The organism is Variovorax sp. J22P240 (genome assembly GCF_030316855.1).
GTDB lineage: Bacteria > Pseudomonadota > Gammaproteobacteria > Burkholderiales > Burkholderiaceae_C > Variovorax.
Genome location: NZ_JASZYR010000015.1, coordinates 67,921 through 93,880, shown reverse-complemented (window position 1 = coordinate 93,880; position 25,960 = coordinate 67,921). Strand labels below are relative to the sequence as shown.

The 25,960-nt window shown below is 66.9% G+C and carries 29 protein-coding genes; 12 read left to right on the top strand and 17 right to left on the bottom strand.

The window, feature by feature from the left end:
* Positions 1-44 precede the first annotated feature (44 nt).
* The 5 genes from QTI24_RS25905 to QTI24_RS25885 are packed head-to-tail and all read right to left on the bottom strand — an operon-like array spanning position 45 to position 5,507.
* Positions 45-1,034: an ABC transporter ATP-binding protein gene (locus tag QTI24_RS25905; RefSeq protein WP_286604276.1), complete on the bottom strand. Its 990-nt coding sequence runs from the start codon at positions 1,032-1,034 to the stop codon at positions 45-47.
* Complete coding sequence (locus QTI24_RS25900; RefSeq protein ID WP_286604275.1) at positions 1,031-2,074, bottom strand: ABC transporter ATP-binding protein; 1,044 nt, start codon at positions 2,072-2,074, stop codon at positions 1,031-1,033. Before QTI24_RS25900 ends, QTI24_RS25905 begins: the two co-directional genes overlap by 4 nt.
* Complete coding sequence (locus QTI24_RS25895) at positions 2,071-2,937, bottom strand: ABC transporter permease (protein ID WP_286604274.1); 867 nt, start codon at positions 2,935-2,937, stop codon at positions 2,071-2,073. The genes QTI24_RS25900 and QTI24_RS25895 overlap by 4 nt, the downstream gene beginning before the upstream one ends.
* Positions 2,934-3,884 carry an ABC transporter permease gene (locus tag QTI24_RS25890; RefSeq protein WP_286604273.1) on the bottom strand — a complete coding sequence of 317 codons (951 nt, stop codon included), beginning with the start codon at positions 3,882-3,884 and terminating at the stop codon, positions 2,934-2,936. The genes QTI24_RS25895 and QTI24_RS25890 overlap by 4 nt, the downstream gene beginning before the upstream one ends.
* Positions 3,885-3,902: 18 nt before the next feature.
* Positions 3,903-5,507 (bottom strand): ABC transporter substrate-binding protein, encoded by a 1,605-nt coding sequence (locus QTI24_RS25885; RefSeq protein ID WP_286604272.1) that lies wholly within the window; start codon positions 5,505-5,507, stop codon positions 3,903-3,905.
* A 112-nt stretch (positions 5,508-5,619) separates the two neighbouring features.
* On the opposite strand from QTI24_RS25885, the gene QTI24_RS25880 reads away from it, so the two are divergent.
* Genes QTI24_RS25880 through QTI24_RS25865 form a run of 4 tightly spaced genes read left to right on the top strand, consistent with a single transcriptional unit; the run spans position 5,620 to position 8,332 of the window.
* Positions 5,620-6,015, top strand: coding sequence for a RidA family protein (locus QTI24_RS25880; protein ID WP_286604271.1), 396 nt, complete (start codon positions 5,620-5,622; stop codon positions 6,013-6,015).
* A 1-nt stretch (position 6,016) separates the two neighbouring features.
* Positions 6,017-6,913, top strand: coding sequence for a 2-dehydro-3-deoxygalactonokinase (locus tag QTI24_RS25875; RefSeq protein ID WP_286604270.1), 897 nt, complete (start codon positions 6,017-6,019; stop codon positions 6,911-6,913).
* On the top strand, positions 6,910-7,551 hold the full coding sequence (locus QTI24_RS25870) for a 2-dehydro-3-deoxy-6-phosphogalactonate aldolase (protein ID WP_286604269.1): 642 nt from the start codon (positions 6,910-6,912) through the stop codon (positions 7,549-7,551). The genes QTI24_RS25875 and QTI24_RS25870 overlap by 4 nt, the downstream gene beginning before the upstream one ends.
* A 40-nt stretch (positions 7,552-7,591) precedes the next feature.
* The gene (locus QTI24_RS25865) at positions 7,592-8,332 is read left to right on the top strand and encodes an aldolase (protein ID WP_286604267.1); all 741 of its coding nucleotides are present in this window, start codon (positions 7,592-7,594) and stop codon (positions 8,330-8,332) included.
* Between the two features lie 29 nt (positions 8,333-8,361).
* Here QTI24_RS25865 and QTI24_RS25860 read toward each other — a convergent pair whose 3' ends face one another.
* From QTI24_RS25860 to QTI24_RS25840, 5 genes are all read right to left on the bottom strand, one after another.
* Positions 8,362-9,471, bottom strand: a complete 1,110-nt coding sequence (locus QTI24_RS25860; protein ID WP_286604266.1) for an ABC transporter substrate-binding protein — start codon at positions 9,469-9,471, stop codon at positions 8,362-8,364.
* A 117-nt stretch (positions 9,472-9,588) separates the two neighbouring features.
* Positions 9,589-10,290 (bottom strand): SDR family oxidoreductase, encoded by a 702-nt coding sequence (locus QTI24_RS25855; RefSeq protein ID WP_286604265.1) that lies wholly within the window; start codon positions 10,288-10,290, stop codon positions 9,589-9,591.
* A 26-nt stretch (positions 10,291-10,316) separates the two neighbouring features.
* Positions 10,317-11,723 (bottom strand): MATE family efflux transporter, encoded by a 1,407-nt coding sequence (locus QTI24_RS25850; protein ID WP_286604264.1) that lies wholly within the window; start codon positions 11,721-11,723, stop codon positions 10,317-10,319.
* Complete coding sequence (locus QTI24_RS25845; RefSeq protein WP_286604263.1) at positions 11,720-12,973, bottom strand: MFS transporter; 1,254 nt, start codon at positions 12,971-12,973, stop codon at positions 11,720-11,722. The genes QTI24_RS25850 and QTI24_RS25845 overlap by 4 nt, the downstream gene beginning before the upstream one ends.
* Complete coding sequence (locus tag QTI24_RS25840) at positions 12,966-13,433, bottom strand: MarR family winged helix-turn-helix transcriptional regulator (protein ID WP_286604262.1); 468 nt, start codon at positions 13,431-13,433, stop codon at positions 12,966-12,968. The genes QTI24_RS25845 and QTI24_RS25840 overlap by 8 nt, the downstream gene beginning before the upstream one ends.
* A gap of 52 nt (positions 13,434-13,485) precedes the next feature.
* Here QTI24_RS25840 and QTI24_RS25835 point away from each other — a divergent pair, with 52 nt between their 5' ends.
* The 5 genes from QTI24_RS25835 (at position 13,486) to gloA (ending at position 17,995) form a co-directional block, all read left to right on the top strand.
* Positions 13,486-14,028 (top strand): PaaI family thioesterase, encoded by a 543-nt coding sequence (locus QTI24_RS25835; protein ID WP_286604260.1) that lies wholly within the window; start codon positions 13,486-13,488, stop codon positions 14,026-14,028.
* A gap of 134 nt (positions 14,029-14,162) precedes the next feature.
* The gene (locus tag QTI24_RS25830; RefSeq protein WP_286604259.1) at positions 14,163-15,218 is read left to right on the top strand and encodes a Fe(3+) ABC transporter substrate-binding protein; all 1,056 of its coding nucleotides are present in this window, start codon (positions 14,163-14,165) and stop codon (positions 15,216-15,218) included.
* On the top strand, positions 15,215-16,861 hold the full coding sequence (locus QTI24_RS25825) for an ABC transporter permease (RefSeq protein WP_503011311.1): 1,647 nt from the start codon (positions 15,215-15,217) through the stop codon (positions 16,859-16,861). Before QTI24_RS25830 ends, QTI24_RS25825 begins: the two co-directional genes overlap by 4 nt.
* A complete protein-coding gene (locus QTI24_RS25820; protein WP_286604258.1) occupies positions 16,858-17,559 on the top strand; it encodes an ABC transporter ATP-binding protein in 702 nt (233 codons plus the stop codon). The genes QTI24_RS25825 and QTI24_RS25820 overlap by 4 nt, the downstream gene beginning before the upstream one ends.
* 25 nt (positions 17,560-17,584) lie before the next feature.
* Entirely contained in the window at positions 17,585-17,995 is a 411-nt protein-coding gene (gloA, locus tag QTI24_RS25815) for a lactoylglutathione lyase (protein WP_286604256.1), read from the top strand.
* A 12-nt stretch (positions 17,996-18,007) separates the two neighbouring features.
* Here gloA and QTI24_RS25810 read toward each other — a convergent pair whose 3' ends face one another.
* From QTI24_RS25810 to QTI24_RS25795, 4 genes are all read right to left on the bottom strand, one after another.
* Entirely contained in the window at positions 18,008-18,733 is a 726-nt protein-coding gene (locus tag QTI24_RS25810; RefSeq protein ID WP_286604255.1) for a haloacid dehalogenase type II, read from the bottom strand.
* Positions 18,730-19,371 (bottom strand): bifunctional 4-hydroxy-2-oxoglutarate aldolase/2-dehydro-3-deoxy-phosphogluconate aldolase, encoded by a 642-nt coding sequence (eda, locus tag QTI24_RS25805; RefSeq protein WP_286604254.1) that lies wholly within the window; start codon positions 19,369-19,371, stop codon positions 18,730-18,732. Before eda ends, QTI24_RS25810 begins: the two co-directional genes overlap by 4 nt.
* On the bottom strand, positions 19,362-21,200 hold the full coding sequence (gene edd / locus QTI24_RS25800) for a phosphogluconate dehydratase (protein ID WP_286604253.1): 1,839 nt from the start codon (positions 21,198-21,200) through the stop codon (positions 19,362-19,364). Before edd ends, eda begins: the two co-directional genes overlap by 10 nt.
* A 219-nt stretch (positions 21,201-21,419) precedes the next feature.
* Positions 21,420-21,962 carry an OmpA family protein gene (locus QTI24_RS25795; protein WP_286604252.1) on the bottom strand — a complete coding sequence of 181 codons (543 nt, stop codon included), beginning with the start codon at positions 21,960-21,962 and terminating at the stop codon, positions 21,420-21,422.
* Between the two features lie 147 nt (positions 21,963-22,109).
* Here QTI24_RS25795 and QTI24_RS25790 point away from each other — a divergent pair, with 147 nt between their 5' ends.
* A complete protein-coding gene (locus QTI24_RS25790; protein WP_286604251.1) occupies positions 22,110-22,748 on the top strand; it encodes a gamma-glutamylcyclotransferase in 639 nt (212 codons plus the stop codon).
* 2 nt (positions 22,749-22,750) lie between these two features.
* On the top strand, positions 22,751-23,287 hold the full coding sequence (locus QTI24_RS25785; RefSeq protein ID WP_286604250.1) for a superoxide dismutase family protein: 537 nt from the start codon (positions 22,751-22,753) through the stop codon (positions 23,285-23,287).
* Here QTI24_RS25785 and QTI24_RS25780 read toward each other — a convergent pair.
* The gene (locus QTI24_RS25780; RefSeq protein ID WP_286604248.1) at positions 23,274-23,849 is read right to left on the bottom strand and encodes a nucleotidyltransferase family protein; all 576 of its coding nucleotides are present in this window, start codon (positions 23,847-23,849) and stop codon (positions 23,274-23,276) included. The genes QTI24_RS25785 and QTI24_RS25780 overlap by 14 nt on opposite strands.
* Positions 23,850-23,872: 23 nt before the next feature.
* Between QTI24_RS25780 and pdxH the strand changes: the two genes are divergently transcribed.
* Positions 23,873-24,541: a pyridoxamine 5'-phosphate oxidase gene (gene pdxH / locus QTI24_RS25775; RefSeq protein WP_286604247.1), complete on the top strand. Its 669-nt coding sequence runs from the start codon at positions 23,873-23,875 to the stop codon at positions 24,539-24,541.
* A 10-nt stretch (positions 24,542-24,551) separates the two neighbouring features.
* On the opposite strand, the gene QTI24_RS25770 is transcribed toward pdxH, so the two are convergent.
* On the bottom strand, positions 24,552-25,502 hold the full coding sequence (locus QTI24_RS25770; protein ID WP_286604246.1) for an AEC family transporter: 951 nt from the start codon (positions 25,500-25,502) through the stop codon (positions 24,552-24,554).
* A gap of 47 nt (positions 25,503-25,549) precedes the next feature.
* A complete protein-coding gene (locus QTI24_RS25765) occupies positions 25,550-25,858 on the bottom strand; it encodes an acylphosphatase (protein WP_286604245.1) in 309 nt (102 codons plus the stop codon).
* Between the last annotated feature and the right edge of the window lie 102 nt (positions 25,859-25,960).

The following is a 25,960-nucleotide window of genomic DNA, read 5'->3' as shown; positions in this document are numbered from 1 at the left end:
CCTCGGTTGGATGTTCTTGATGATGGGCCACGGTCGCGCAAAGATCAAAGGTCGTTTCGCCAGCAGGCATGCCAGTGCCCGGGCTGCACTTCGCGAAGTTGCATGTCGGCGCTGGCGCAGCGCTCCTCCGCGAGCGGGCAGCGGGTGCGAAAGACGCAGCCAGAAGGCGGGTTCGCCGGGCTGGGCAGGTCGCCCTGCAGCAGCGGCACCACGCGCCTCTGTGCGGGGTCGGGAATGGGTGCCGCGGCCAGCAGCGCGCGAGTGTACGGATGCTGCGGTTGCGTGTAGAGCGAGTGGGTCGGCGCGATCTCCATCACGCGGCCGAGGTACAGCACCACGACGCGATCGCACAGGTACTCCACCACGTCGAGATCGTGCGAGATGAAGAGCAGCGTCAGGCCCAGTTGTTCCTTCAGTTCGCCCAGCAGGTTGACCACCTGCGCCTGAATCGACACGTCCAGTGCCGACAGGGGCTCGTCGGCCACGATGAACTGCGGCTCCACCGCCAGCGCACGGGCGATGCCGATGCGCTGGCGCTGCCCGCCAGAGAATTCGTGCGGAAAGCGATCGGCATGCTCGCGGCGCAGGCCGACCTGCTGCAGCAACTCCTGGATGCGCGGCTTGCGCGCCGCACCCTTGGCAAGGCCGTGGGTGTCGAGCGCCTCCGCCAGCACGTCGCGGATCCGCATGCGCGGATTCAGGCTGGCGTAGGGGTCCTGAAAAATGATCTGCACCTTGGAACGCAGCGGCCGGAACTGCGACTGCGACAACCCCGCCAGATCCTGAGGCGCTGCATCCGACCCCTGCGGCTGGTACAGCATCTGGCCGTCGGTCGGATCGACCAGCCGCGTGAGCAGGCGCCCGATGGTGCTCTTGCCCGAGCCCGATTCGCCGACCAGGCCGAGGGTCTCGCCCTTGCGGATGGTGAAGCTCACGTCGTCCACCGCGCGCACCGGGTGGCTGCCCTTGCCGAAGTACTTGCGCAGGTTGCGGATCTCGAGCAGGTTGTCGCTCGCCAACGTCGAAGTCGTCATGCGGCCTTCTCCTCGATGAAACCGATGCAGCGCACCATACGCTGGCCTCCTGCCGATTCGAGCAAAGGCATCTGAGCGTCGCAGGGCCCGCGGCGGAATGTGCAACGTGGCGCGAAGGCGCAGCCCGGAGGCGGCGCGAGCGGGCTCGAAACCTGGCCTGGAATCGCTACCAATTGCGGCCGCTTGCCGGCCATCGCGAGGGGTGCGCCACGACGTCGCGCGACGCCCGGCAGGCAGGCCAGCAGACCACGCGTATAGGGATGCTCCGGCCGCGCAAAGAGATCGTGCACGGGCGCTGATTCAACGATGCGGCCCGCATACATCACGGCGACCGCATCCGCGTACTGCGCCACCACGCCGAGGTTGTGCGTGACGAACAGCATGCTCATGCCGGTTTCCTTTTGCAGCCGGCCCATCAGCGCGAGGATCTGCGCCTGGATGGTGACGTCGAGCGCGGTGGTCGGCTCGTCGGCGATCAGCAATGTCGGATTGCAGGCCATGGCGAGCGCGATCATCACGCGCTGGCGCATGCCGCCGGACAACTGGTGCGGATACTCATGGACCCGCTGCGCCGCGGCCGGGATCTCCACCAGTTCCAGCATGCGCTGCGCGTGGGCGAAGCCAGCTTTGCGATCCATCTTGAGGTGCAGCCGCACCGACTCCGCGATCTGCTCGCCGATGGTCAGCACCGGGTTGAGGCTGGTCATGGGCTCCTGGAAGATCATGCCCAGCTCGTTTCCACGCAGTGCGCGCTTCTCGGCCTCGGGCATCTCGAGCAGGTTCACCCTGCGACCGTCACGGCGCACGAACCACGCCTCGCCCTGCACCTGTGCGTGCGATGTCCTCGCGTGCAGGCCCATCAACGTCAGGCTGGTGACGGACTTGCCCGAACCCGATTCGCCCACGAGTGCGAGCGTTTCTCCGGGCCGGATCGCGAACGACACATCGGCCACGCTCTGGATTCGGCCAGTCTCGGTGGCAAAGGAAGTGGACAACCCTTGCACCTCCAGACGCGGGATCGTTGCAGTGTGGATGTTCATGCGGCCTTCCTCAGTTTGGGATCGAGCAGGTCGCGAACGCCATCGCCCAACATCTGCAGCGAGAGCGCGGTCAGCACGATGGCGAGGCCCGGACAGAAGATCGTCCAGAAAGCCTTGTCGGCATATTCGAGGCTGCCGGCGATCATGGTGCCCCAGGTCGGAATGTCCGGCGGCACGCCGACGCCGAGGAATGAAAGACCGGCTTCGGCCAGGATCGCGTACGCGAAGATGAAGGTCACCTGCACGAGGATCGGCGACATCAGGTTCGGCAGGATGTGCTTGCGCAGGATGCGCGGCGTGCGCACGCCGAGCGCGCGTGCAGCGTCGACGAAGAGCAGCTCGCGCAGGACGAGCGTGGTGGCGCGCACCACGCGTGCCACGCGCGGTGTGTAGACGATGACCAGCGCCAGCATCACGTTCCACAGCGACACGCCGAGGATCGACACCAGCGCGATGCCGAGCAGGATGTCGGGGAAGGACATCATCGCGTCGACCACGCGCATCAGCGGGGCGTCCAGCTTGCGGAAGAAGCCGGCCAGCATGCCCATCAGCGTGCCGAAGAGCACGGCGCCCGCCGCGGTGACGAAGCCGATCATCAACGAGTAGCGTGCGCCGTGCACGATGCGCAGCATCACGTCACGGCCGAGTTCGTCGGTGCCGGCCCAGTGCGTCCACGAGGGCGCATGCAGGCGGTTGCTGATCTCGATGGCGCCCGGGTCGGCATCCGAGATCCACGGGTAGATCACCGCGACGCCCACCACCAGCAGCAGCACCAGCGCCGCGGCCAGCACGACCTTGCGCGAGAACAGGCGGCGCGCGATCGGCATCGCGCCACCGAAAAAAGAGAAGACGGCCGCTTTCATTTGGACTCCAGCCGGATGCGCGGATCGACCAGCGTGTAGATGAAGTCGACGCCGAGATTGATGAACACGTAGATCGCGGCGATGACCAGCAGCGTGCCCTGGATCACCGGGTAGTCGCGCCGCAGCACCGCGCGCACCACCAGGTTGCCGACGCCGGGCAGATTGAAGACGGTTTCCGTCACCACCGTGCCGCCGATCATCAGCGCGAGCGTGAGGCCTAGCACTGTCACGATCGGCACCAGCGCATTGCGCAAGACGTGCTTGACCATGATCACGCGCTCCGGCAGGCCCTTGGCGCGTGCGGTGCGCACGTAATCCTCGCCAAGGATGTCGAGCATGGAGGCGCGCGTGAAGCGGATGATCAGCGCCGAGTTCAGCAGGCCCAGCACCAGCGCGGGCAGCAGCAGGTGGTGCAGCCGCTCATGCAGCGAAGCGCTGGGGTCGCCATAGCCCGAGGTCGGAAACCACCCGAGCTTGACCGCGAAGAACTGGATCAGGATCAGCCCGAGCCAGAAGCTCGGAATGCTGGCGCCGAGCATGGCCACGCCGCTCACGGCCTGGTCCGCCGCGCTGCCGTGCCAGATGGCCGCCGCCATGCCGGCGGGGATGCCGATGAGCGCGGCGATGCTGACGGCGAACAACGCGAGGAACATCGTCGGCTCGGCGCGCTCCATCAGCGCCTGCGCCACCGGACGCTGAAGGAACAGCGATTGCCCCAGGTTGCCCTGCAGCAGCTCGCCGACCCACAGCACGAATTGGGTCGGCAAGGGCTTGTCGAGTCCGTACTGGATGCGGGCCTGGGCGATGTCCTCGGTGGTCGCCTGGTCGCCGAGCAGCAGCGCGACCGGGTCGCCAGAAGCGAGGCGCGTCAGCGCAAAGACCAGCACCGCGACGATGGCGAGCACCACCACCGCCCCCGCCAGGCGGGTAAGCAAGAAGCGCAACATGGGTAGGGTTCGCCGGGCTTACTTGGCGAGGCCGGTGTTCCAGAAGAACGGCCAGATCGCGGGTGTGTAGCCCTCCAGCTTGGCCGAGCGCGCGGACAGGCTGTTGAACTTGCCGACTTCGATGAAGGGCACTTCGTCATACACGGTCTGCTGCACCTGGCCCCACAGTGCGCCACGCTTGGCGTTGTCGGTTTCCTGGTTGAAGGCGGTCAGCGTCGCCTTCTTGGACGGTGTTTCCCACCAGCCCGGGGCGCCGTCGCCCAGTTGCGGCGGCGAGAGCATCGGCTCCGGGAAGAGACCCGAGTGCGTGAAGTACACGTCCCACAGCTTTGCATCGTTGCGGCGCTGCACCAGCGTGGCCCAGTCGACCACCTGCAGATCGGTCTTGAAGCCGGCCTTCTTGAGCTGCTCGGACATCACGAGCGCCATGTTGTAGTGGAACTCGTACTGGCGGCTCGCCATGATGCGCACCGGCTGGCCGTTGTAGCCGGCCTTCGCAGCAAGGTCCTTGGCCGTTTGCGGGTTGCGCGTGTTGTAGGCGTTGGTGCCGGCAGCCGAGTAGTAAGGCGTGCCCTTCGGGAAGAAGTTGGGCTCGACCACGAAGAAGCGGTTGTCGCCGAAGCCGGCGGCCATCAGCTCACCCTGCCCGACCGCCGTCTGCACCGCGCGGCGCAACGGCTGCGAGGCCAGCACGCCTTCCTTGGTGTTGAACACGATGTAGGGGAAGCCGAAGTTCTTCGTCACGATCGGCACGACAGCGGGCGCGCCCTTCTCGATGCGTCCCACGGCCTCGACCGGGAGCAGGTCCGCATACTGGAACTGGCCAGAGAGCGAGCCTTCGACGCGCGTGTTCGCATTGGGCACGGGCACGAAGCGCAGCTCGTCGAGCAGGGCTTCGCGACGGCCGGCGTAGCCGCTGGGCGCTTCCTTGCGCGCGGTGTAGCCGTCGTGGCGCACGAGCACGGTGAACTGGTCGGGGCGGCGTTCCTTGAACTTGTAGGGGCCGGTGCCGATGAATTCCTTCAGCTGCGGCGCGATGCTTTCCTTGGCCAGGATCGCGGCCATGCCGCTGGGCAGCGCGAGTTGGGCGAGCAGCGGCGCATACGGGCTCTTGAGCTTGAGCTCGACGCTGAGCGGCCCCTTGGCCGTGAGCGACGCGACTTCCTTGCCCACGGACTTGCCGCGCGGCGAGAGTTCCATCCAGCGCTGCAGCGAAGCCACGACGTCATCGGCATTCAGGTCGCGGCCGTTGTGGAGCTTCACGCCCTTGCGGATCGCGATGGTGTAGGTCAGGCCGTCCTTGGAGACCACCGGCATGCCCTCCGCCAGCATCGGTGCCACGTTCCAGTTGGCATCGAAGGTATAGAGCGGTTCGTAGACGTGCTGCATGATCGTGCCCACGAGGTCTGCGGTGCTGATCATCGGGTCCAGACCCTGCGGCTCGCCGACCATCGCCAGGTTGGCGGCGCCGCCCTTGGCAGGTTCGGCGAATGCAGCGGCAGGCAGCAAGCCGAATGCGACGGTTGCGGCGAGCGCACCGGCGACGGTTCGCCATCGCGATGCGCGCACCGGGTTCAGTTGAGAAAAACCAGATGTCGGTACAGTGATGGCGGTTGTTTGCATCGCGGCTCCATGAGTAATAACATTACATCGCAGATCGTATTTCTAGCGATTTTCCACGTCAAACAGGGGTTTACCCTTCCATTAAATGTAATTTCATTACAAATTCATCGCCATGTCCAAAGTTGAAATGCTCGGCCAGTCACCGATTGCCTCCGATCGGCAGGCACGCCCCCTCTCGCCCGCCACCCGCGCGGGCGATTTCGTTTTCGTCTCCGGCCAAGTCCCGACCGACGATCAGGGCCAGGTCATCGTCGGCGGCATCGAGGCGCAGACGCGCCAGGTGTTCAAGCGCATAGAGCAGGCTCTGGCACTGGCCGACTGCACGCTGGCCGACATCGCGAAAGTCAGCGTGTGGCTCAATGACGCACGCGATTTCGGCAGCTTCAACCGCGTCTACATGGAGTGCCTGGGCGACCACCGGCCCGCACGCTCGACCGTCGAATCGCGGCTGATGATCGACGCCAAGGTCGAGATCGACGTGACCGCGTACAAGCCGAGAGCCGACTGACATGAGCCACACCCGCCTGGTCGCCGTCGATTGGGGCACGAGTTCGCTGCGCGGTGCGCTGCTCGACCCCGATGGGCGGGTGCTGGAAGAACAGAGCCATTCGCGCGGCATCCTCACCGTGAAGCACGGCGGCTTCACCGAAGTGTTCGAAACGCACTTCGGCGAATGGATGCACGCTCAAGGCATGCGTTGCCTTATCTCGGGCATGGCCGGCAGCAAGCAGGGCTGGGTCGAGGCGCCCTACTGCGCGTGCCCCGCGGGACTGGTCGAAGTGCGCAACAAGATCCTCGAGATCGAGCCGGGCCGAATCTCGATCGTGCCGGGCCTGAGCGACACGCACGACGGCGTGCCCGACGTGATGCGCGGCGAGGAGGTCCAGATCTTCGGCGCGATGGCACTCACCGGCATCCACGATGGACTGTTCGTGTTGCCCGGCACGCACAACAAATGGGCCCGCGTGAAGAAAGGGATGGTGACGGGTTTCCGCACCTTCATGACCGGCGAGTTTTACGCGGTGCTGAGCCAGCACTCGATCCTCTCGCGCACCATCGACACCTCTGCACCTCTGGACGAAGCCGCCTTTTTGCAAGGCGTCACGCAGGCCGACAACGGACAGGGCCTTCTGCACAATGCCTTCGGTGCGCGAACGCTCTCGTTGTTCGACCGCATGCCGGCGCGCGAGTTGTCGAGCTATCTCTCCGGCATCCTGATCGGCGAGGAACTGCGCACGCAGTCGGTCCACGCCGCCGCCGAGGTCGTGCTGATCGGCACGTCTGCACTCACCCAGCGCTACATGCTGGCCCTGCAGGCCTCGGGCACCACGGCCAGGTCGCTCGGCGCCGAAGCCACCTGGGCCGGCCTGCACGCACTCCACTCACTGGGCCACAGAAAACAATGACCACGCCTGTCGACAAATTCTCCGGCGCAATGCGCCAGTTGCCGCTCGTTGCGATCCTGCGCGGCCTGACGCCGGCCGAGGCACCCGCGATAGGCGACGCGATCGTCGAAGCAGGCTTCCGCCTGCTCGAAGTGCCCCTCAACTCGCCGCAACCGCTCGACAGCATCGCGCTGATGCGCCATCGCTTTCCGGATGCGCTCGTCGGCGCGGGGACGGTGCTGAGCGCCCAGCAGGTCCGCGAGGTGCATGCCGCGGGCGGCGAACTCATCGTCGCGCCGAACTTCAACGCCGAGGTGATCGCGGAAGCAGCCCGCCTCGGCCTCGTGAGCTTGCCGGGCGTGATGACGCCGACCGAGGCCTTTGGCGCATTGGCCGCGGGCGCCACGGGGCTCAAGCTGTTTCCGGCGGAGTTGGCTTCGCCCGCCGTCGTGAAGGCGCTGCTGGCCGTGCTGCCCAAGGGCACCCAGCTGATGCCGGTCGGCGGCATCACGCCCGACAACATGGACGAATGGCGCGCAGCCGGTTCCACGGGATTCGGCATCGGATCGGCGCTGTACAAGCCCGGAAAGACCGCAGCCGCCGTGCGAGAAGACGCGCTGCGTTTCGTCGCGGCCTTCGCCGGCACGCGGCGCGCCTGATCGCGGCCTTCGTCCACCCAACCCCTTTCATCGACACGCCATGCCTGCTGACTCCGACTACGCCAGCCCCGCCGTCCGCACCTTGCGCCAGGACCTTGCGCTCGCGCTGCGTGCAGCCGCGCATCACGGCTTGTCCGAAGGCGTGTGCAACCATTTCAGCGTGGCCTTGCCGGGCGTGCAGGACCGCTACCTGATCAATCCGCGCGGCCTGCACTGGAGCGAGATCGGCCCCGACGACATCGTGCTGATCGACGTGCACGGCGAAGTGCTCGCGGGGCGGCATCGGGTCGAACCCACCGCCCTCTTCATCCATGGCGCGGTGCATCGCATCACCGGCCACGCCGTCGTGCTGCATTGCCACATGCCCTATGCCACGGCGCTCACGCTGACCGCCGACCGCGCGCTCGACCCGACGCTGAGCCAGAACGCGATGCGCTACATAAACCGCATCGCGATCGACGCCAGCTACAACGGCCTGGCCCTCGATGACCGGGAGGGCGAGCGCATCGCGAACGCCATGGCGGGCAAGGACGTGGCCTTCCTGGCGAACCATGGCGTGATCGTGGCGGGTGGGCGCATCGCGCACGCGTACGACGATCTCTACTACCTCGAGCGCGCGTGTCTTCACCAGGTGATCGCGCAATCGACCGGGCGACCGCTGGTGCCGGTCGATGCGGCGCTTGCCGCGCACGTGGCGGCGCAGATACAGGGAGAGCGGGAGCAGTCCGATCTGTTCTTCGAAGCGCTGCGCCGCTTGCTGCCTTCGCCGGCGAGACGCTAGACGCCAGGCCGCGCCGGGGCGCGGAGGCCTCAGCGCTTGAACTTGCCGTCGCTGATGATCGAGAGATCGGCGAAGTCGATGCCCGAATGGTCGGTGGGCGAATAGCTGACCTCGAGCCCGCCAAGATCGTAGTTGCGGATGGTGTCCAGGGCCGCCACGACTCGGGCCCGGGTCGGCTTCGGCCCCGCGCGGCGAAGCGCCTCGACCAGCACCTTGGCCGAGGCGAAGCCTTCGAGCGCAGCGGGCGAGAGTTCGTTCTGGCCCTTGGCGCGCGCCAGGCTCAGTGCCTCCTTGACCATCGGCTGACCGATGGAGCGTTCGTTCGGGAACACCTGCGTCACGATCACGCTGCTGCTCGCCTCGCCCAGTTGCTTGATGAAGCCGGACGAGGCGTTGTTCGACAAGGTGACGACCTGCGCTGCGGAACCGGCCGCACGCAGCGCCTTCACACCGTCGACCACCGCAAGGCCCGAGCCGATCCACACCACCGCCTGCGCGTTGGCGGCGGTGAGCTTCGGCACGATCGAGGCGTAGTCGGGCTTCTCGCGATCGGCCGGTGCCAGCGCTGCCGGCGTGGCGCCTGCCTTCTTGAAGCCGGCCATTGCGCCTTCCAGGGCATCCTGGCCGAAGGAGTCGGTCACGTACACCACGCCGATCCGCGTCATGCCGATGGTGAGCAGGTGCTGCACCGCCTTCTCTGCCTCGCGCTGGTAGGTGGACCGCACGTTGAACACGTTCTTCTGCACCGGCTTGTGCAGCACCATCGCGCCCGTCGAAGGGCCGATGAGCGCCACGTCGTACTTGTCGAGCCAGGGAATGATGGCCTGCGAATGCGGCGTGCCGCGGCTCATGAAGAGCGCGACCACCTTCTTCTCCTCGATCAGCACCCGTGCGTTCTCGCTCGCGCGCTTGACGTCGAAGGCGTCATCCATGCGCAGGATCTCGATCTTCTCGCCATGGACGCCGCCTTGGGCATTGACGGCATCGATCACCAGCTTGGCGCCGCCAATGGTCTCGTTCACGCTAGCAGCGACCGAGCCGGTCATGCCAGCGGTCTGGCCGATCAGGATCTGTGCGGCCGCATTGACCGCGCCGAACGCCAACAAACCAGCAGCGCAGAGCAAGCGCACGTTTTTCATCAGGAACCTTTCGAGAGAGGGCGCAGAGAACGCCCGGAAAAAGTGTTCCGATTTGTAAACAAGCTCGACGCAGGCCCTCTCCGTGGAAACCCCCGAAAAGGCTCACAACCATGCGCTTTAGTTGGCCGCGTAAGGCGGCGTGTCAGCCGAAAGTCCCTGTTTCACCTGCCGCGTCAATGCATCGGCCAACACTTCGAACTGCCCTGCTTCCAGCGCCGCAAGCGTCTGGGCCACCACGTCATCCGGCGAGGCCTTGGGACCGGGCACCTTGCTCGTCATGTCGGTGTCCATGAACGCAACGTGCAAGCTGAGGACCTGCGTGCCCTGTTCGCGCAACGCATTGCGCAAGCCGTTGCTCAACGACCATGCCGCCGATTTCGATGCGCTGTAGCTTGCAGCGCCCGGCAGACTGAGCCAGCTCAGGATCGACAGCACATTCACGATCGCGCCGCCGCCGTTCGCCTTCAACACAGGCGCAAAGGCCCGGCTGACGGCCCACGGCCCGAAGAAGTTGGTTTCCAACTCCGCCCGCGCCAGATCGAAGGCATCCGGCGTGTCGAGCAGATTCACGCCACGCGAGATGCCCGCGTTGTTGATCAACAGCGTCACGTCGCCACACTCGCGGGCTGCTGCCTCCGCCTGTTCGGGCTGCGTCACGTCCAGCGCAATGGGATGCACCCCGGCCAGCGTGATGCTCTTCGGATCGCGCGCTGCCGCGTAGACCTTCCTTGCGCCGGCCGCGACCGCGGCCTTTGCAAAGGCGAGGCCCAAGCCACGGTTGGCACCGGTGATGAATACGACGGAGTCTTTAACTTTCATGGTGACCTTTCGGATGTCTGGAGAAATCAGGAGGGTTGAAAACGACGCAGCAAGCTGGCCGTCGTGCGCGGCCAGCCCACTCGTCCGAACCACGCGCCGCCAGCGATGGCCGAAGCGATGACGACGCCATACACCACCAGCGCCACACCTTGCGCAAAGAACACATGCACGAGCTCGCCACCCCAACGCAAGGCGAGCCAGCCGCCGACCCCGGCGACGATCAGGCGGGCGATGTTGCCCATCACCGGCCACAGCAGTCGGCCTGCGCCCTGCGACGCGAAATACAGCACCAGTCCGAGCCCGAAGAAGCCATAGAACGGCCCCACCGCCCGCAGATACTGCGAACCCGCTTCGAGCATCGCCGGATCGCTGCCGAACAACATCAGCCAGGGTCGCGGAAACAGCGCCGCCACGAGACCGATCGTCCCCGAGAGCGCGAAGGCGATGGCGGCACCGGCCCACGTCGCACGCAAGGCGCGCTCCCGCTGCCCCGCGCCGATGCAGGTGCCGACCATCGCGACCAGGGGCGCGCCCAAGCCGAACACCAGCGGGACGAGCAGGTATTCGAGCCGCGACGCCGTGCCGTAGCCCGCGATCGCGCCCGGGCCGAAGTGGCCCGACAAGGCCGTCGCAATGCCGATCGACAGATTGGTCGCGACCGTAGACACGGAGCCGACGAGGCCGATGCGCAGGATGTCGCTGAACAGCGGCCAGCGAAAGCGCGCCTTGGCCCAGGACGGCTTCAGCAGGCTGCGCTCGGACCGAAGGTAGATCCACAGCGCGATCGATCCGCCCAGGTAGTAGACCAACAGCGCAACGGCACCGCCCGCGATCCCGAGGCCCGGAATCGGTCCCCAGCCGAAGATCAGCAGTGGAGACAGCGGAATAAGGACGACCACCCCCGCCACGGTCACGTTCGCCGGCACGGCCATATTGCCGGTGCCTCGAATGACCGCGGCCAGCGAGTTGAAGATCCACACCAGCACAGCGCCCGCAAACACCACGTGCGAGTAAGTCAACGCGGCATTCAGCGACGCGCCGGTTCCGCCCATGAGCGCATAGAGCCAGCGCCCGCCGACCAGCAGCGCGAACATGAAGAGCAGCCCGAACCCGATGGCGATGGCGATCGCATGGAACACCAGCGAGTCCGCATCGTCGCGGCGGCGTGCACCGAGCGCGCGGGCGATCGACGATGCGATGCCGCCGCCCATTGCGCCCGCTGACGTCATCTGCATCAGCATGACGATCGGGAACACCAGCGCCATGCCTGCCAGCGCATCGGTGCCCAGCTTGCCGACGAAGTAGGTTTCGATCAGGCCGACCGAAGCCTGAGCCACCATCACCAGCACGTTGGGTGCCGCAAGGCGCAGCAGCGTTGGAACGATCGGCGCTTCGAGCAGGCGCCGCGTGCGCGGGTCCACGCCGCCGCTCACGCCGCCACCTTGGCCATCAGGGCCGGCCGCGCTTCGCGAATCGGCAGATTGATCAAGGCGGCACCAGCGGCCAGCGCGATATCGATGTACCAGACGATGTCGTAGCTGCCCGTCGCCTGGAACACGTAGCCGCCGAGGAAGGCGCCGAGGAAGCCGCCGATCTGGTGCGCCAGCATCACGATGCCGAACAGCATGGCCATGTTGGCGGGGCCGAACATCTTGGCGACCAGGCCCGCCGTCGGGGGCACGGTCGAAAGGAAGGTCACACCCATCACTGCCGCGAAGATCAACATGACGGCCGGCGTCTTCGGTGCGAGCAGGAAGATCAGCACCGCGATGCCGCGCGTCGCATACACCAGCGCCAGCAGCGACTTCATGCGCCAGCGGCCGACCGCCCAGCCCATGAGCAGGCTGCCGACGATGTTGAAGAGGCCGATCATCCCCAGCGCCCAGCCACCGATCTCCGGGGGCAGTCCGCAGGCCGCAACCACGCCGGGAAGGTGGGTTGCGAGGAAGGCGACGTGAAAGCCGCACACGAGGAATCCGAGGCTCAGGTAGCGATAGCTCGGAGTGCCGATGGCCTGGCTGATCGCCTGGCGCGCCGTGAGCGGCTTCGCGCCGCTGGCCGCCGCGGACTGCGCCGCCAGCTGGTTCGAATTGCCCTTCAGCACGAACACCGCCGGCAGTGCCAGCAAGATCAGCACGGCCAGCCACTGCATCGCGCTCGCCCAGCCGACGGACGCCATCAGGCCGATCGCGATCGGCGCCATGGCGAACTGGCCGAAGGAGCCACCCGCGTTCACGACGCCGGTGGCCAGGCCGCGCTTGTTTGCCGGCACGAGGCGTGTGGTCGCGGCCATCAGGACAGAGGGGCCTGCCATGCCTGCGCCGCCCGCTGCCAGCACGCCAATGGCGAAGATCAGCCCCGCGGTCGACGTCATCAAGGGCGTGATGAAGGTGCCGAGCGCCACCAGCAGCACACCGATGAAGATCACGCGGCCCGTGCCGATGCGATCAGCCACCGCACCGGCGAAGGGTTGCGTCAGCCCCCACCACAACTGGCCGAACGCGAATGCCAGGCTGATGCTGCCGATGCCGAGCCCGGTCGACGTGTTGAGCGACGAAAGGAACAGCCCCATCGTCTGCCGCACGCCCATGGTCAGCGCGAAGGTGCCGGCCGCAGCCAGCAGCACCAGCCACACGGCATAACGCGCAAGGGGCGTCGTGCCCGCAGATGTCTTGTCATTCATCGAACACTCCATATCCGGTGGCATCACCCGTCGCCTGCAGCAACTCCATGCTCTCGTCGACGAGCGTGTGCAATGCGATGACGCGCTCGACGCCGAGCATTTCATTGAGTTTTTCCTGCGCGGTGCGCCAGTGGCGCTGCGCCTCCGTGCGCTTCTTCCGGCCCTCGTCCGTGATGGCGATCAGGCGGCTTCGCGCATCGGGGCCGTCGCTCTGCGTGAGCCAGCCCGCGGCAACCATGGGCTTGAGGTTGCGTGTCAGCGTCGAGGCCTCGATCCCCATGGCCTGCGCCAGATCCACCGGCCGCAGCGGCCCCAGATGAAGGACGTGCGACAGCAGCGAGTACTGCGTGGTCTTGAGCCCGCTCTTGGCGACCTCCGCGTCGTAGTGGCGGGCAAGCTGGCGCATCAGGCGCCGCAGCCGGAAATTGGTACAGCCTTGCGGCTTTGCGATAGCGTCCATGCCGATGATTGTAGCTACAATCATTGCATATGCAACTTCTTATGGGAATTGAATGACATCGACGGATCAACTGGCCTCCTGGATCGCTGAAGAAGACGCCATCAACGAGCGCCTCAACGCAGGGCCCGGCCCTGGCGTCGCCCGCCCCGAACAGATCGCCGGCAAGACCGGCCTGGAAATGATGCAGGCGATGCTGCGCGCGGAGATTCCTTATGCGGCCATCGCCAAGACGCTGCACTTCCAGCTGATCGAAGTCGGCCTCGGAAAGGCGGTGTTCCAGGGCACGCCGCGCGCCGAGCACCTGAATCCAATGGGCGGCATCCACGGTGGCTGGTTCGCCACCCTGCTCGATTCCGCGCTCGGCTGCGCCGTCCACACCATGATGCCGGTCGGCCGCGCCTACACCACGGCCGAGCTGGGCGTGAATCTGGTGAAGGGCCTCACCCCCAAGGTCCAGCGCGTGCGCGCCGAAGGCAAGGTCATCCATTGCGGACGGCAACTGGCCACCGCCGAGGCACGGCTGGTTGGTGCGGACGGCACTTTGTACGCCCACGCCACGACGACGTGCCTGGTATTCGAGATGCCGGGCCGCTGAGGCTGACACGCGACCAATGGCCCCCCTGCCCTGTAGGTGCATAAGGCGGGCCGACGCCTGCGACAGTGATAATTATTCGCATCGGCAGCAGTCCGCGCCGATGCTTCTCATCTCACTGTCCCGGGAGACATCTCATGACCCAACGCCTTCGCGCGCCTGCCCTTGCGGTCAGCGCGCTGAGCTGCATTGCCGCCGCCTTGCTGGCTACGGCCACGCCCGCTCACGCGGCTGATGAACTCACCCTGTACACCACCCGCGAACCAGGCCTGATCCAACCGCTGATCTCGGCGTTCAGCGCGCAGAGCGGAATCAAGGTCAACACCGTGTTCGTAAAGGACGGCCTGCTCGAAAGAGTCAAGGCCGAGGGCGCCCGTTCGCCCGCCGACGTGCTGATGACGGTCGACATCGGCAATCTGATGGACCTCGTCGACGGCGGCGTCACGCAGCCCGTGAAATCGGCGGCGCTGGACGCGGCCGTTCCGTCCAACCTGCGCGGCGCCGACGGCCAGTGGTACGCGCTGTCGATGCGCGCACGCGTGCTGTATGCCGACAAGAACATGCCGTTGACCTCGTTCCGCTACGAAGACCTCGCGAATCCCAAGTACAAAGGCAAGGTCTGCATCCGCGCAGGCCAGCACCCCTACAACACGGCGCTGGTCTCCGCGATGATCGCGCACGACGGCGAAGCCAAGACCGAGCAATGGCTGCGTGGCGTGAAGGCCAATCTGGCCCGCAAGGCCACGGGCGGCGACCGCGACGTGGCGCGCGACATCCTCGGTGGCATCTGCGACGTCGGCCTCGCGAATTCCTACTACGTGGGCCAGATGAAGGGCTCCAAGGAAGGCTCCGACGCGCGCAAGTGGGGCGACGCGATCAAGGTGATCAAGCCGACTTTCGCCAACGCGAAAAGCGGCGGTACGCACGTGAACATCAGTGGCGCCGCGGTCGCGAAGAACGCGCCGCAGCGGGCCAATGCGGTCAAGCTGCTCGAGTTCCTGGTGTCGGAGCCGGCCCAGGCGCTGTATGCCGAGATCAACTACGAATACCCCGTTCGCAAAGGTGTAGCGCTGGATTCGATCATCTCGTCCAGCATCGGTGAACTGAAGGTCGATCCGCTGCCGGTGGCCGAGATCGCCAAATACCGCAAGCAGGCCAGCGCGCTGGTGGACAAGGTCGCGTTCGACCAGTGACGCATCTGCGATCTGTCGGCGCCGCCTGGCGGATCGCGTCGGTTGCCATTGCGCTGGGCGTCCTCGCGCCGGTGCTGAGCCTCGCATGGCTTGCCGTCGGTTCGGGCCTGGCGCATTGGTCGCATCTCGCCCGTCACGTGCTTCCGCAGGCCGCGCTCAACACGGCGTTGTTGCTGGCCGGCGTCGGCGCGCTGGTTCTCATCATCGGCACCGGCTGCGCCTGGCTGGTCACGGCCTGTGACTTTCCGGGTCGCAAGGTGCTGCACTGGGCCTTGCTGCTTCCGCTGGCGATGCCGACGTACATCGTCGCCTTCGCCTACCTCGATCTGCTGCACCCGATCGGCCCGGTCCAGGGCGCAATCCGCTGGGCGCTGGGCTTCGACAGCCCTCGCCAGTTCCGCCTGCCCGACTTGCGCTCGATGCCTGGTGCGATCTTCGTGCTCGGTTTCGTCCTCTATCCGTACGTCTACATGACGGCGCGCGCCATGTTCATGACCCAACCGGCCCACCTGATGGAAGCGGCGCGCACGCTCGGCGCGACCCGCGCCGCCGCCTTCTTCCGCGTCGCGTTGCCATTGGCGCGGCCCGCGCTGGCCGTGGGCCTGAGCCTCGCGTTGCTCGAGACGCTCAACGACATCGGCGCCTCCGAATTCCTCGGCATCCAGACGCTCACCGTCGCGGTCTACACGACGTGGATCACGCGCTCCGATCTGGCCGGCGCGGCACAGATCGCCTGCGCGATGCTGTTCGTGGTCGTGGCGCTGGTGCTGCTCGAACGCAATGGCCGGCGACACCAGCGCTTCGGTTCGGCGCAGCGCATGCGCGCGATCCGGCCGCGTCGCCTGCACGGCGCGGCAGCGTGGCTGGCCACCTTTGCGGCCGCGCTTCCTGTCCTGCTGGGATTCGTCGCGCCCGCGCTCTACCTGGTCTGGGAAACGATCAAGCGGCTGCGTCTGGGCACCGGTATCTCTTCGGGATTGGTTGCGAGCCTGGGCAACACGATCGGGCTGGCAGCAGGCGTGACAGCGGTCACGGTCGCTGCCGGCCTCGTGGTGGCGTGGGCGGTCCGCAACCAGGGCTCGATGGGCAACGGCGCCCGCTGGCAGGCGCGTGCCGCAGTGCTGGGTTACGCCCTGCCGGGCACCGTGCTTGCGATCGGTCTTCTGACGCCGGCACTCGCCTTCGATGGCGCACTGGGGTCGCTGATCGGCCACCCGGGCCTGCCGTTGATGAGCGCGGGCATCGTGCTCGTCGTGGCCTGCGCGATCCGCTTTCTGGCCATGCCCGTCGGTGGCATCGAAGCGGGCCTGGCGCGCATTCCGCCAGCCCTCGAACAAGCCTCGCGCCTGCTGGGCGAGACCGCAAGCGGCACCCTGCGGCGCGTGCACCTGCCGCTGCTGCGGCCGGCCATCGCCGCGGCTTCATTGCTCGTCTTCGTCGACGCAATGAAGGAACTGCCCGCGACTCTGCTCCTGCGACCCGCGAATTTCGACACGCTCGCAACCTTGCTCTACGCGGAAGCCGCGCGCGGCACGTACGAAGAAGGCGCGATGGCCGCGCTCGCGATCGTCGTTGTCGGACTGTTGCCGGTCATGCTGCTCGCACGCAATGGACTGAGCGTGCAGGCGGAGGCCGCCCGATGAGCGCCACCCTTCAACTCGACGACGTGCGCCTGGCCTACGAAGGCACGCGAGGCGACCTCACGGTCGTCGACAGCTTCTCCCTTTCGCTCGACGCCGGTGCGATCGGCTGCCTGCTCGGCCCTTCCGGCTGCGGCAAGACCACCGTGCTGCGCGCCATCGCCGGATTCGAGCCGGTTCGCGCCGGCACGATCCGGCTCGGCGACAGCGTGCTGTCCTCGGTCGCGACGCACGTGCAGCCCGAGCGGCGCCGGGTCGGGATGATGTTCCAGGAATACGCCCTGTTCCCGCATCTCACCGCGGCACAGAACGTTGCCTTCGGCCTGAAGCGATGGGCACGCGAGGCACAAAGGGCGCGCGTCGCAGCCATGCTCGCGCTCGTCGGACTGGCCGACGCCGGCGAGCGCCATCCGCACGAACTCTCGGGCGGCCAGCAGCAGCGCGTCGCACTGGCTCGCGCGCTCGCACCCGAACCCGCGCTGCTATTGCTCGACGAACCCTTTTCGAATCTGGACGCGGCCACGCGCGAACGGCTGACGGCCGAAGTGCGCGACATCCTCAAGACCGCCGGGCAGACCGCGGTGCTGGTCACCCACAATGAAGCCGAAGCGCACACCATGGCCGACCAGATCGGCGTCATGCACAACGGACGCCTGCTGCGCTGGGCGGCGAGCCCGCGCCCGACGCGCGACAATCGATGAACGACAACTCTTCGCGACCCACGAGATGCGACTTCTTCACACCATGCTGCGCGTTGGCAATCTCCAGCGCTCGATCGACTTCTACACCCAGGTGCTGGGCATGCAACTGCTGCGCACCTCCGAAAACCCCGAATACAAGTACAGCCTGGCCTTCGTCGGCTACGAAGGCAACCCGGCGCAGGCAGAGATCGAGCTGACCTACAACTGGGGCACAGAGAGTTACGAGATGGGCACGGCCTACGGCCACATCGCGCTGGGCGTGCCCGATGCCTATGCGGCCTGCGAGAAGATCAAGGCGGCGGGCGGCAACGTCACGCGCGAGCCCGGGCCGGTAAAGGGCGGCACCACCGTGATCGCCTTCGTGACGGATCCGGATGGGTACAAGATCGAATTGATTCAGCGTGCCGAAGGGGCAGCTGGCGGCGGACTGCGCTGAACGAGCGCCGGCTCAACAACCCAGCAAATCCGCCAGCGCGCCGATGTCGCGCGCATGCAGCGTGTTGTCGGAATGCGGCGAAACATCCTTCGGCCGCGCCGGACCGAACTCGTTCGGACGCTCGATGTACCCGGTGCGCAGGCCGCACGTGCGCGCCGCCGCAAGGTCGTCATGATGGGCCGCCGCGAGCATCACCTGATTCGGCGTCACGTCGAACACCGCGGCGACGCCGAGGTAGGTGCGCGGATCGGGCTTGTAGGCCTTGAACACTTCCGCCGAGAGCACGCAATCCCAGGGCAAGCCGGCCCGCTTCGCCATCTCGGTCAGCAAACCGATGTTGCCGTTCGACAGCGTGCAGATGATGTACCTGCTCTTGAGCCGCGCCAGTCCCGCGACCGCATCGGGCCAGGCCGGCAGACGGTGCCACGCCTTGTTGAGCTCGCGCTTGCGCACCGAATCCAGCTCACTCACGCCGAAGTCGCGCAGCACGCCTTCGAGGATGCCCATGTGCAGTTCATCGAGCAGCGTGAAGCCTCCCTCGCCCGCCGCCAGGCGCTCCATCACGCTCCTCATCGCGGGTTGGTAGCCCGCACGCCAGGCCAGCGCGAAGGCGCCGCCCTCGATGCCGGGCAGGATGCGTTCGGCCTCGGCGGCGATGCCGGAATACCAGTCGACCACCGTGCCGAAGACGTCGAAGGCAATGACCTTGAGGTCGCTGCCGTCAAGCACCTCACTCATCGCGCGAGCTGGCTCGCCTCTCGCGCGAGCGCCTCGATGCGTGCCCAGTCGCCGGCGGCGATGGCATCGGTCGGCACGATCCACGAGCCGCCCACACAGGCGACGTTGGACAGCGCCAGGAACTCGTGCGCGTTGCCCGCGTGGACGCCCCCCGTGGGGCAGAACTTCACGTCGCCGAACGGCCCTTGCCAGGCCTTGAGCATCGCGAGCCCGCCCGCCTGCACGGCCGGAAAGAACTTGAGTTCGGTGAGGCCGTCTTCCTGGGCCATCATGATTTCGCTGCCCGTCGCGACGCCCGGCAGCAGCGGCAAGCCGAGGTCATGGCATGCCTTGCCGACGGCGCGCGTGTAGCCCGGACTGACGCCGAACTTCGCGCCGGCCAGCGCCGAAGCCTGCGCATCGGCCGCGCTGCGGATCGTGCCGGCGCCGGCCACGGCTTCGGGCACTTCCTTGGCGATGGCTTCGATGCATTCGAGCGCCTCGCGCGTGCGCAGCGTGACCTCGAGCATGCGGATGCCACCGGCGACCAAAGCGCGTGCGAGCGGCACCGCGTCCTTCACGTCGTGCAGCACGATGACCGGGATGACCGGGGCGTCGCGCATCACGTCGAGCGCGGAGATTGAATCTTTCACAGCCATGTGCAGGCTCCTTCTTCGGCAGTCAATGCATTGCGGCGCATGCCGGCAAACAGGTCGCGGCCGAGGCCGTGACCGTTGGCGGTGCGCAGTTCTTCGGGCAGCGTCGCGGTCTCGCGCGCAGCCCACTCGTCGTCCGGCAGCAGCACGGTGAGTGTGCCGGCGATCGAATCGAGACGGATCAGGTCGCCGTCGCGCACCTTCGCCAACGGCCCTCCTGCCGCGGCTTCGGGCGAGACGTGGATCGCGGCCGGAACCTTGCCCGAGGCACCGCTCATGCGGCCGTCGGTGACCAGCGCCACTCGAAAGCCCTTGCCCTGCAGCACCGACAGCGGCGGCGTGAGCTTGTGCAGTTCGGGCATGCCGTTGGCCTGCGGCCCCTGCCAGCGCACCACGCAGACGACGTCGCGTTCCAGCTCGCCGGCGTTGAAGGCCTGCTGCAGAGCAGCCTGCGATTCGAACACCCGGGCCGGAGCCTCGATCACGTGCCGGTCGTCGGGCACCGAAGACACCTTGATCACGCTGCGGCCGAGATTGCCGTTCAGCAGCTTCAGCCCCCCGCTGGCGCTGAAAGGCGCCGACACCGGCCGCGCGACGGCATCGTTCTTCGACGGCGCGGCGGCGTGCCACTTGAGTACGTGTTCATCGGACGGTGCACCCTGCAGGGTCGGGATGTTCGCGAATTCACGAATGCCGCCCGCGCGCACGCTAAGCACGTCAGCGTGCATCAGGCCCGCGTCGAGCAGTTCACCGATCACGAAACCCGGTCCGCCCGCGGCCTGGAATTCGTTGACGTCGGCGCTGCCGTTGGGATAGACCCGCGTCAGCAGAGGCACGACCTCCGACAACTCCGAAAAATCGTTCCAGTCGATGAGGATGCCCGCGGCGCGCGCCACGGCGACCCAGTGGATGAGGTGATTGGTCGAGCCCCCCGTCGCGAGCAGCGCGGCCATGGCGTTGACGATGACGCGCTCGTCGACCATTTCGCCGATCGGCGGCACCGCAAAGGAAGCTTCGCCGGCGCGGCCCAGCACGGTGCGCACCGCCTCGCGCGTGAGCGCCTCGCGCATCGAATCGCCGGGCTGGATGAAGGCCGTGCCCGGCACATGCAGGCCCATGGCTTCGAGCAGCATCTGGTTGCTGTTCGCCGTGCCATAGAAGGTGCAGGTGCCCTGCCCGTGATAGGCCTGCATCTCGGCATCGAGCAGGCCCTGCCGGCCCACTAGGCCCTGGGCTGCCTGCTCGCGCACCTTGGACTTGGCGCTGTTGGACAGGCCCGAAGGCATCGGCCCGGCGGGCACGAAGACGGTCGGCAAGTGACCGAAGTGCAACGCGCCAATGAGCAGCCCCGGCACGATCTTGTCGCACACGCCAAGCAGCAAGGCGGCGTCGAACATGTCGTGCGTGAGCGCCACCGCGGTGCTCATCGCGATCACGTCGCGGCTGAAGAGGCTCAGTTCCATGCCGGGCGTGCCCTGCGTGACACCGTCGCACATGGCCGGGACGCCGCCGGCCACCTGAGCAGTGGCGCCGAGGCGGCGCGCCTCGTGCTTGACGATGTCCGGATAGCCCTGGTACGGCGCGTGGGCCGAGAGCATGTCGTTGTAGGCAGTGACGACGCCGATATTGGGCGCGCGCTCGCTCACCACCCTGAATTTGTCGTTGGCGGGAATGCCCGCCACCGCGTGCGCCACGTTGGCGCAGCCCATGCGGTCGGAGCCGCGGTCGCGGTTGCGGATTTCGGCCAGGCGCTGGAGGTAGGCGCTGCGCAACGAGCGGCTGCGCTCGCGGATGCGTTCGGTGACATCGCGGACTGTGGGATTTGTAGTCATGGGATGGGTCGCTCAGCCGGAAAGCCGCCATGTGGCAACGGCTCGGAAGTGCATGGTATCAAGCCGGAATGAAAAAGCCCGAGGGCTTTGCGTTCACCCTCGGGCTTGTCGAGCCTCTCGCTGCAGGAATACCGTGGAACCGGCTTTGCCGGGCACTGGTAATGCCCCCGGCAGGGGGTGGGCGAAGCGACACGAAGTGCGCGCAGCCTGGGGGCGAGCTCAATCCACCAGCTTGACCTCGACCCGGCGCGCTTCGGCGTTGGTGCCCGAACCGGTGGCAACTGCTGGCTTCTGCAATTCGATCTTGTCAGCCGGAACGCCGAGTCCGTTCAACACGTCGCGCACCGTTTCGGCGCGCTTCTTGGCGAGTTCTTCGTTGACTGCTGCATCGCCGGTTGTGTCGTGGTAGCCCGATACCACCGCCTTGCGGCCGCTCTCGACGCCCTTGATCACCGCGGCCAGCGCCTCGGCGGCACCGGGTGCCAAGTCGGCGCTCGCGGTAGCGAAGTAGAAATTCACGATGCCGCCCACGACACGAATGCTCGCGCCGTCGGGAATCACGACCGTGACGGTTTCCGTCACGACGGCGATGGTGGTGGTCGGCGCCGCTACAGCGGCCACCGGTTGGGCTGGCGCGCCCGCCACGTGGTTCTTGTGATACAGCACTATGCCGATCACGAAGAAGATCACGAGAGCGATCAGGCCGAGGAGGAAGGCGAGGATGAAGTTCTGCTGGCTCTCGTCATCAACGGTGGCGGACATGGGGCGATCTCCGTAGTCAAGTGGTCGGTAAATAATGGTGCGGTGAACCATGACCGCCAAATTGTAGGCGCCGACCTTTCGCGCTCCGGCGACCCCGGCCCGCCTGGCCTGGACCCTCTGCCCCAACCCCTGCGCGACCCCAAGCCGATGCTCGACCGCGTGATCGAGGAATGGGGTGGGCACGAGGATCTCTGGCTTTTCGGCTACGGCTCCCTGATCTGGCGGCCGGACTTCGGATTTGTCGAGCGGCATCCCGCACGCGTCCATGGCTGGCATCGCGCACTCAAGATGTGGAGCCGTGTCAATCGCGGCACGGTCGAGAATCCGGGGCTCGTGTTCGGGCTGCTGTCGGGTGGCAGCTGCCGGGGCATGGTCTTCCGCGTGCCCGCGGCGGACGGTCTCGAAACCCTCGGCCGGCTCTGGCTGCGGGAGATGCCCACCGGCGTCTACGACCCCAAGTGGCTCGAATGCGTGACGCCGCATTCCACCGTGCGTGCGCTCGCCTTCACGCTGTCGCGGCGAAGCCCGAACTTCACCGGCGAATTGAGCGATGAGCGCTATCGCCGGATTTTCGAGAGCGCGGTGGGCCGTTACGGCACCTCACTGGACTACGCGCAGCAAACCTTGCTGGAGCTCCGCCGTCACTCCATTCACGACGCCGCGCTGTCGCGGCTCGTGAAGCTCGCGGAAGCGCGGTTGTCGGCGCAGGCCGACAGCGCAGCGCTCCATGCTCCGGTGTACCCTTCCCCGTCCCCTTCCAAACCCGAATCAACCCCCGAGGAGTAGCCATGTCCCGTCGCTTCATCGCCCCTGTTGCAGTCCTTTTCGCGGCCAGTGTTCTCGCCGCGTGCGGCACCATGGGGACCGGCGCGGGCGCCATGGCCAACCTGGCGCCGACCGGCGCGATGTCGCCGAATCCGACCATGGGCAAGGTGACTTTCAAGCCGCTGGAACATGGCGTGCGCGTCGAAGGCGAGTTACGCGGCTTCGCGCCGGGTACCGAACACGGCTTCCACATCCACGAAAAGGGCGACTGCGGTGACAACGGCAATGCCTCGGGCGGTCACTTCAATCCTGGCGGCGGCACGCACGGCAAGTTCGCCGCGCCGGGCAGCCATGCGGGCGAGCTTCCCAGCCTGGTCGCCGATTCGAGCGGCGTCGCGCGCTTCAGTGTCGACGTGCATTCCATCTCGCTGACTGAAGGCGCCAATAACAACGTCGTCGGCCGCGCGCTGGTGGTGCACCGCGACCGCGACGACTTCACCTCGCAGCCCGCCGGCAACTCCGGCCCGCGCATCGCTTGCGCGGTGATCACGCGCGGCTGAGGCGATCCAGCAGAAGCGCTTCGGCGCGCGCGAGCTCTTCGGGGGTGTCGATGTCGGTCACGATGCCGACGTCGTCGACTTCGACCTCGGCCACTTGCTGCGCATCCCTCAGCGCCCGAAGGATGGGCGCCGCGCCCAGATTGCCGGACAGCGCTGCCAGCTGCGGCCCGCAGATCGCCGCAAAGCCGACGGGATGGCCGCGTCCGCCGCGGTAGTGCGGCTGGGCCGCGCGAGCCGGACCCGACAGCGCCCGCGCAACGGCTTGCAAGGTGGCCGGCAGCACCAGGGGCAGGTCCGCCGGAAGAATCAGCCACGCCGCCGCGTCGGCCGTGGCGCGCACGGCGGCGGCGATGGAGTCACCCATCCCCGGATGGCCCACATCCTCCAGATGCCATGGCAGCCCGCTTGCGCGAACGGCGGCGAGCGTGTGCGCCAGCACCGTGGAGCCCGCCAGCGGCGCATGCAGCTTGTAGCCCACGCCCCCCGCGGCCGTGAAACGCTCGCCGCGACCCGAGGCGAGCACGATGACGATGGGCGATGAAGACATGGACGCAGTGCTCATGGCGCGCAGTATCCCTGCTTCGCATGCGCAACAATGGCGCCATGATGAGTTCCCCCAACGAGTCGCTGGCCGCCCTCCGCAAGAGCTACGAGCGCGCCGAGCTTGACGAAACCAGCAGCGCGGGCGACCCGGTGCAGCAATTCGAGCGCTGGCTCGCCGAGGCGATCGACGCGCAACTGCCCGAACCCAACGCAATGACGTTGGCCACCGTCGGCGGCGACCTGCGTCCCTCCACCCGCATCGTGCTGATCAAGGGCTACGACGCGCGCGGCATCGTCTGGTACACCAACTACCAGAGCCGCAAGGGCCAGGATCTGGCAGGCAATCCCTGGGCCGCGCTCCAGTTCCACTGGGTCGAGCTGGAGCGCGTGGTGCGCATCGAAGGCCGCGTCGAAAGAGTCAGCGATGCCGAGAGCGATGCCTACTTCGCGAGCCGCCCGCTCGACTCGCGCATCGGCGCCTGGGCCAGTCCGCAGAGCGAAGTGATCAGCGGTCGCGACGTGCTGGTGAAGAACGCCGCTGTGCAGGCGGCAAGACATCTGCTCTCACCGCCGCGTCCACCGCATTGGGGCGGCTTCCGCCTGATGCCCGACCGTTGGGAGTTCTGGCAGGGGCGCAAGAGCCGGTTGCACGACCGCCTTCGCTATCGCCAGGAAGATGGCGCATGGGTTCGCGAGCGCCTCGCGCCTTGACTGCAGGGATCTACAGGAATCGATTCGCGAGCGCCATCACGCCCGACAGCGTGACGAGTGCCATCCCGGTGGACACCACCACGCTTGCAGTCACGAGTTCTTCCGCCGTGCGGTAGCGCTGCGAGAACAGGAACACATTCGCGCCCATGGGCAGTGCGGCAGCCACGACCATGACCGTGAGCGGCAAGCCACGCAGACCCAGCGCCAGGCCGATACCGACCGTCAGCAGCGGATGCACGAGGTTCTTGATCAGCGCCTGCACCAGTGCGCCTTGCCAGTGCCCGCCGACCCGCGTCAACGCGAGCGTGATGCCGACCATGACCAGCGCCACCGGGCTGAAGGCGCCGCCGAGCAGCGCGATCGGCTTGTCGATGGCCTCGGGCATCTGGATGCCCGTCTGTGCAAACAGAAGGCCCGCGATGATCGGCAGCGGCACCGGGTGAATGATCGCGTTGTAGAGCGCCCGGCCCACGGTGCGAATCATCGAGCGGCGCTCCTCCCCGCTCGTCGACGCGTGCTCGTGCGCCACGGCCAATTCGAGGACCACCGTCGCACTGGTCAGCAGCACCAGCGAATGCAGCGAGATCAGCGTGAGCAGCACGACCATGCCTTCGGGCCCGTAGGCCAGGCCGATCAGCGCGATGCCGATCATCACGGTGTTGCTGTAAGTGTTGGCCAGCGCGAGCACAGCCGCCGTCCGGTTGAAGCCCCGCCAAACCAGCGTGCCCGCGAAGATGATGCCCGCCGCGATGAAGTAGGCGGCGACAGGCCGCAGGCTCAGTTGCTCGACGCGCACCGTGCTCATCGCCCGGAACAGGAGCGCAGGCGCGAGCAGCAGGAAGATCAGGTTCGACAGGTCCCTCACCGCCTTGCCGCCGACCCACCCGCGACGCCCCGCAAGGTAGCCCGCGGCGATGAGAAGAACAACGGGCAGGAGCGAGGAAAGGACGGACGCATTCACCGCGGCGAGGATACATGGGCGTGCACCTCGACCGCGCCGCGCCCTGGCTACACCGTGGGCAGGCGTTCGAACTGGTCGAGGCGATCGACCGGGGACCGCAGCGCGTTCACTTCGAGGGTGTCGACCACCGCCGATGGCACGCCGTTGCGCAGCCAGGCGCACATCTGCGCAAGTTGCTCGGGCGAGCCCTGCACCATCAATTCGACCGAGCCGTCCGTGCGGTTGCGAACCCAGCCCGTGACCCCCAGTGCACGCGCCTGACCAATACAGGCTTCCCGGAAGCCGACGCCTTGCACGATCCCGCGGATCCTCGCGAGCCGGCTCTCCACCGAATCAATATGCTGCTCAGTGCGCATGAGCCATCTCCATCAGTTCCACGCCTTGCGTTTCGCCGGATTCAAGTTGCCTTCATCGTCGCGCCCCTGGATCCCCTGCGAAAAGAGTACTTTCCCTCTGGA

Coding starts and splice junctions, on each gene's coding strand:
- QTI24_RS25905 (WP_286604276.1), bottom strand. CDS start 1,034: ATGACGACTTCGACGTTGGCGAGCGACAACCTGCTCGAGATCCGCAAC.
- gloA (WP_286604256.1), top strand. CDS start 17,585: ATGCGACTTCTTCACACCATGCTGCGCGTTGGCAATCTCCAGCGCTCG.
- QTI24_RS25860 (WP_286604266.1), bottom strand. CDS start 9,471: ATGAAAAACGTGCGCTTGCTCTGCGCTGCTGGTTTGTTGGCGTTCGGC.
- edd (WP_286604253.1), bottom strand. CDS start 21,200: ATGACTACAAATCCCACAGTCCGCGATGTCACCGAACGCATCCGCGAG.
- QTI24_RS25845 (WP_286604263.1), bottom strand. CDS start 12,973: ATGAATGACAAGACATCTGCGGGCACGACGCCCCTTGCGCGTTATGCC.
- QTI24_RS25820 (WP_286604258.1), top strand. CDS start 16,858: ATGAGCGCCACCCTTCAACTCGACGACGTGCGCCTGGCCTACGAAGGC.
- QTI24_RS25780 (WP_286604248.1), bottom strand. CDS start 23,849: ATGAGCACTGCGTCCATGTCTTCATCGCCCATCGTCATCGTGCTCGCC.
- QTI24_RS25830 (WP_286604259.1), top strand. CDS start 14,163: ATGACCCAACGCCTTCGCGCGCCTGCCCTTGCGGTCAGCGCGCTGAGC.
- QTI24_RS25875 (WP_286604270.1), top strand. CDS start 6,017: ATGAGCCACACCCGCCTGGTCGCCGTCGATTGGGGCACGAGTTCGCTG.
- QTI24_RS25885 (WP_286604272.1), bottom strand. CDS start 5,507: ATGCAAACAACCGCCATCACTGTACCGACATCTGGTTTTTCTCAACTG.
- QTI24_RS25900 (WP_286604275.1), bottom strand. CDS start 2,074: ATGAACATCCACACTGCAACGATCCCGCGTCTGGAGGTGCAAGGGTTG.
- QTI24_RS25840 (WP_286604262.1), bottom strand. CDS start 13,433: ATGGACGCTATCGCAAAGCCGCAAGGCTGTACCAATTTCCGGCTGCGG.
- QTI24_RS25865 (WP_286604267.1), top strand. CDS start 7,592: ATGCCTGCTGACTCCGACTACGCCAGCCCCGCCGTCCGCACCTTGCGC.
- QTI24_RS25790 (WP_286604251.1), top strand. CDS start 22,110: ATGCTCGACCGCGTGATCGAGGAATGGGGTGGGCACGAGGATCTCTGG.
- QTI24_RS25765 (WP_286604245.1), bottom strand. CDS start 25,858: ATGCGCACTGAGCAGCATATTGATTCGGTGGAGAGCCGGCTCGCGAGG.
- QTI24_RS25810 (WP_286604255.1), bottom strand. CDS start 18,733: ATGAGTGAGGTGCTTGACGGCAGCGACCTCAAGGTCATTGCCTTCGAC.
- QTI24_RS25880 (WP_286604271.1), top strand. CDS start 5,620: ATGTCCAAAGTTGAAATGCTCGGCCAGTCACCGATTGCCTCCGATCGG.
- QTI24_RS25855 (WP_286604265.1), bottom strand. CDS start 10,290: ATGAAAGTTAAAGACTCCGTCGTATTCATCACCGGTGCCAACCGTGGC.
- QTI24_RS25890 (WP_286604273.1), bottom strand. CDS start 3,884: ATGTTGCGCTTCTTGCTTACCCGCCTGGCGGGGGCGGTGGTGGTGCTC.
- QTI24_RS25835 (WP_286604260.1), top strand. CDS start 13,486: ATGACATCGACGGATCAACTGGCCTCCTGGATCGCTGAAGAAGACGCC.
- pdxH (WP_286604247.1), top strand. CDS start 23,873: ATGCGCAACAATGGCGCCATGATGAGTTCCCCCAACGAGTCGCTGGCC.
- QTI24_RS25795 (WP_286604252.1), bottom strand. CDS start 21,962: ATGTCCGCCACCGTTGATGACGAGAGCCAGCAGAACTTCATCCTCGCC.
- QTI24_RS25895 (WP_286604274.1), bottom strand. CDS start 2,937: ATGAAAGCGGCCGTCTTCTCTTTTTTCGGTGGCGCGATGCCGATCGCG.
- QTI24_RS25870 (WP_286604269.1), top strand. CDS start 6,910: ATGACCACGCCTGTCGACAAATTCTCCGGCGCAATGCGCCAGTTGCCG.
- QTI24_RS25785 (WP_286604250.1), top strand. CDS start 22,751: ATGTCCCGTCGCTTCATCGCCCCTGTTGCAGTCCTTTTCGCGGCCAGT.
- eda (WP_286604254.1), bottom strand. CDS start 19,371: ATGGCTGTGAAAGATTCAATCTCCGCGCTCGACGTGATGCGCGACGCC.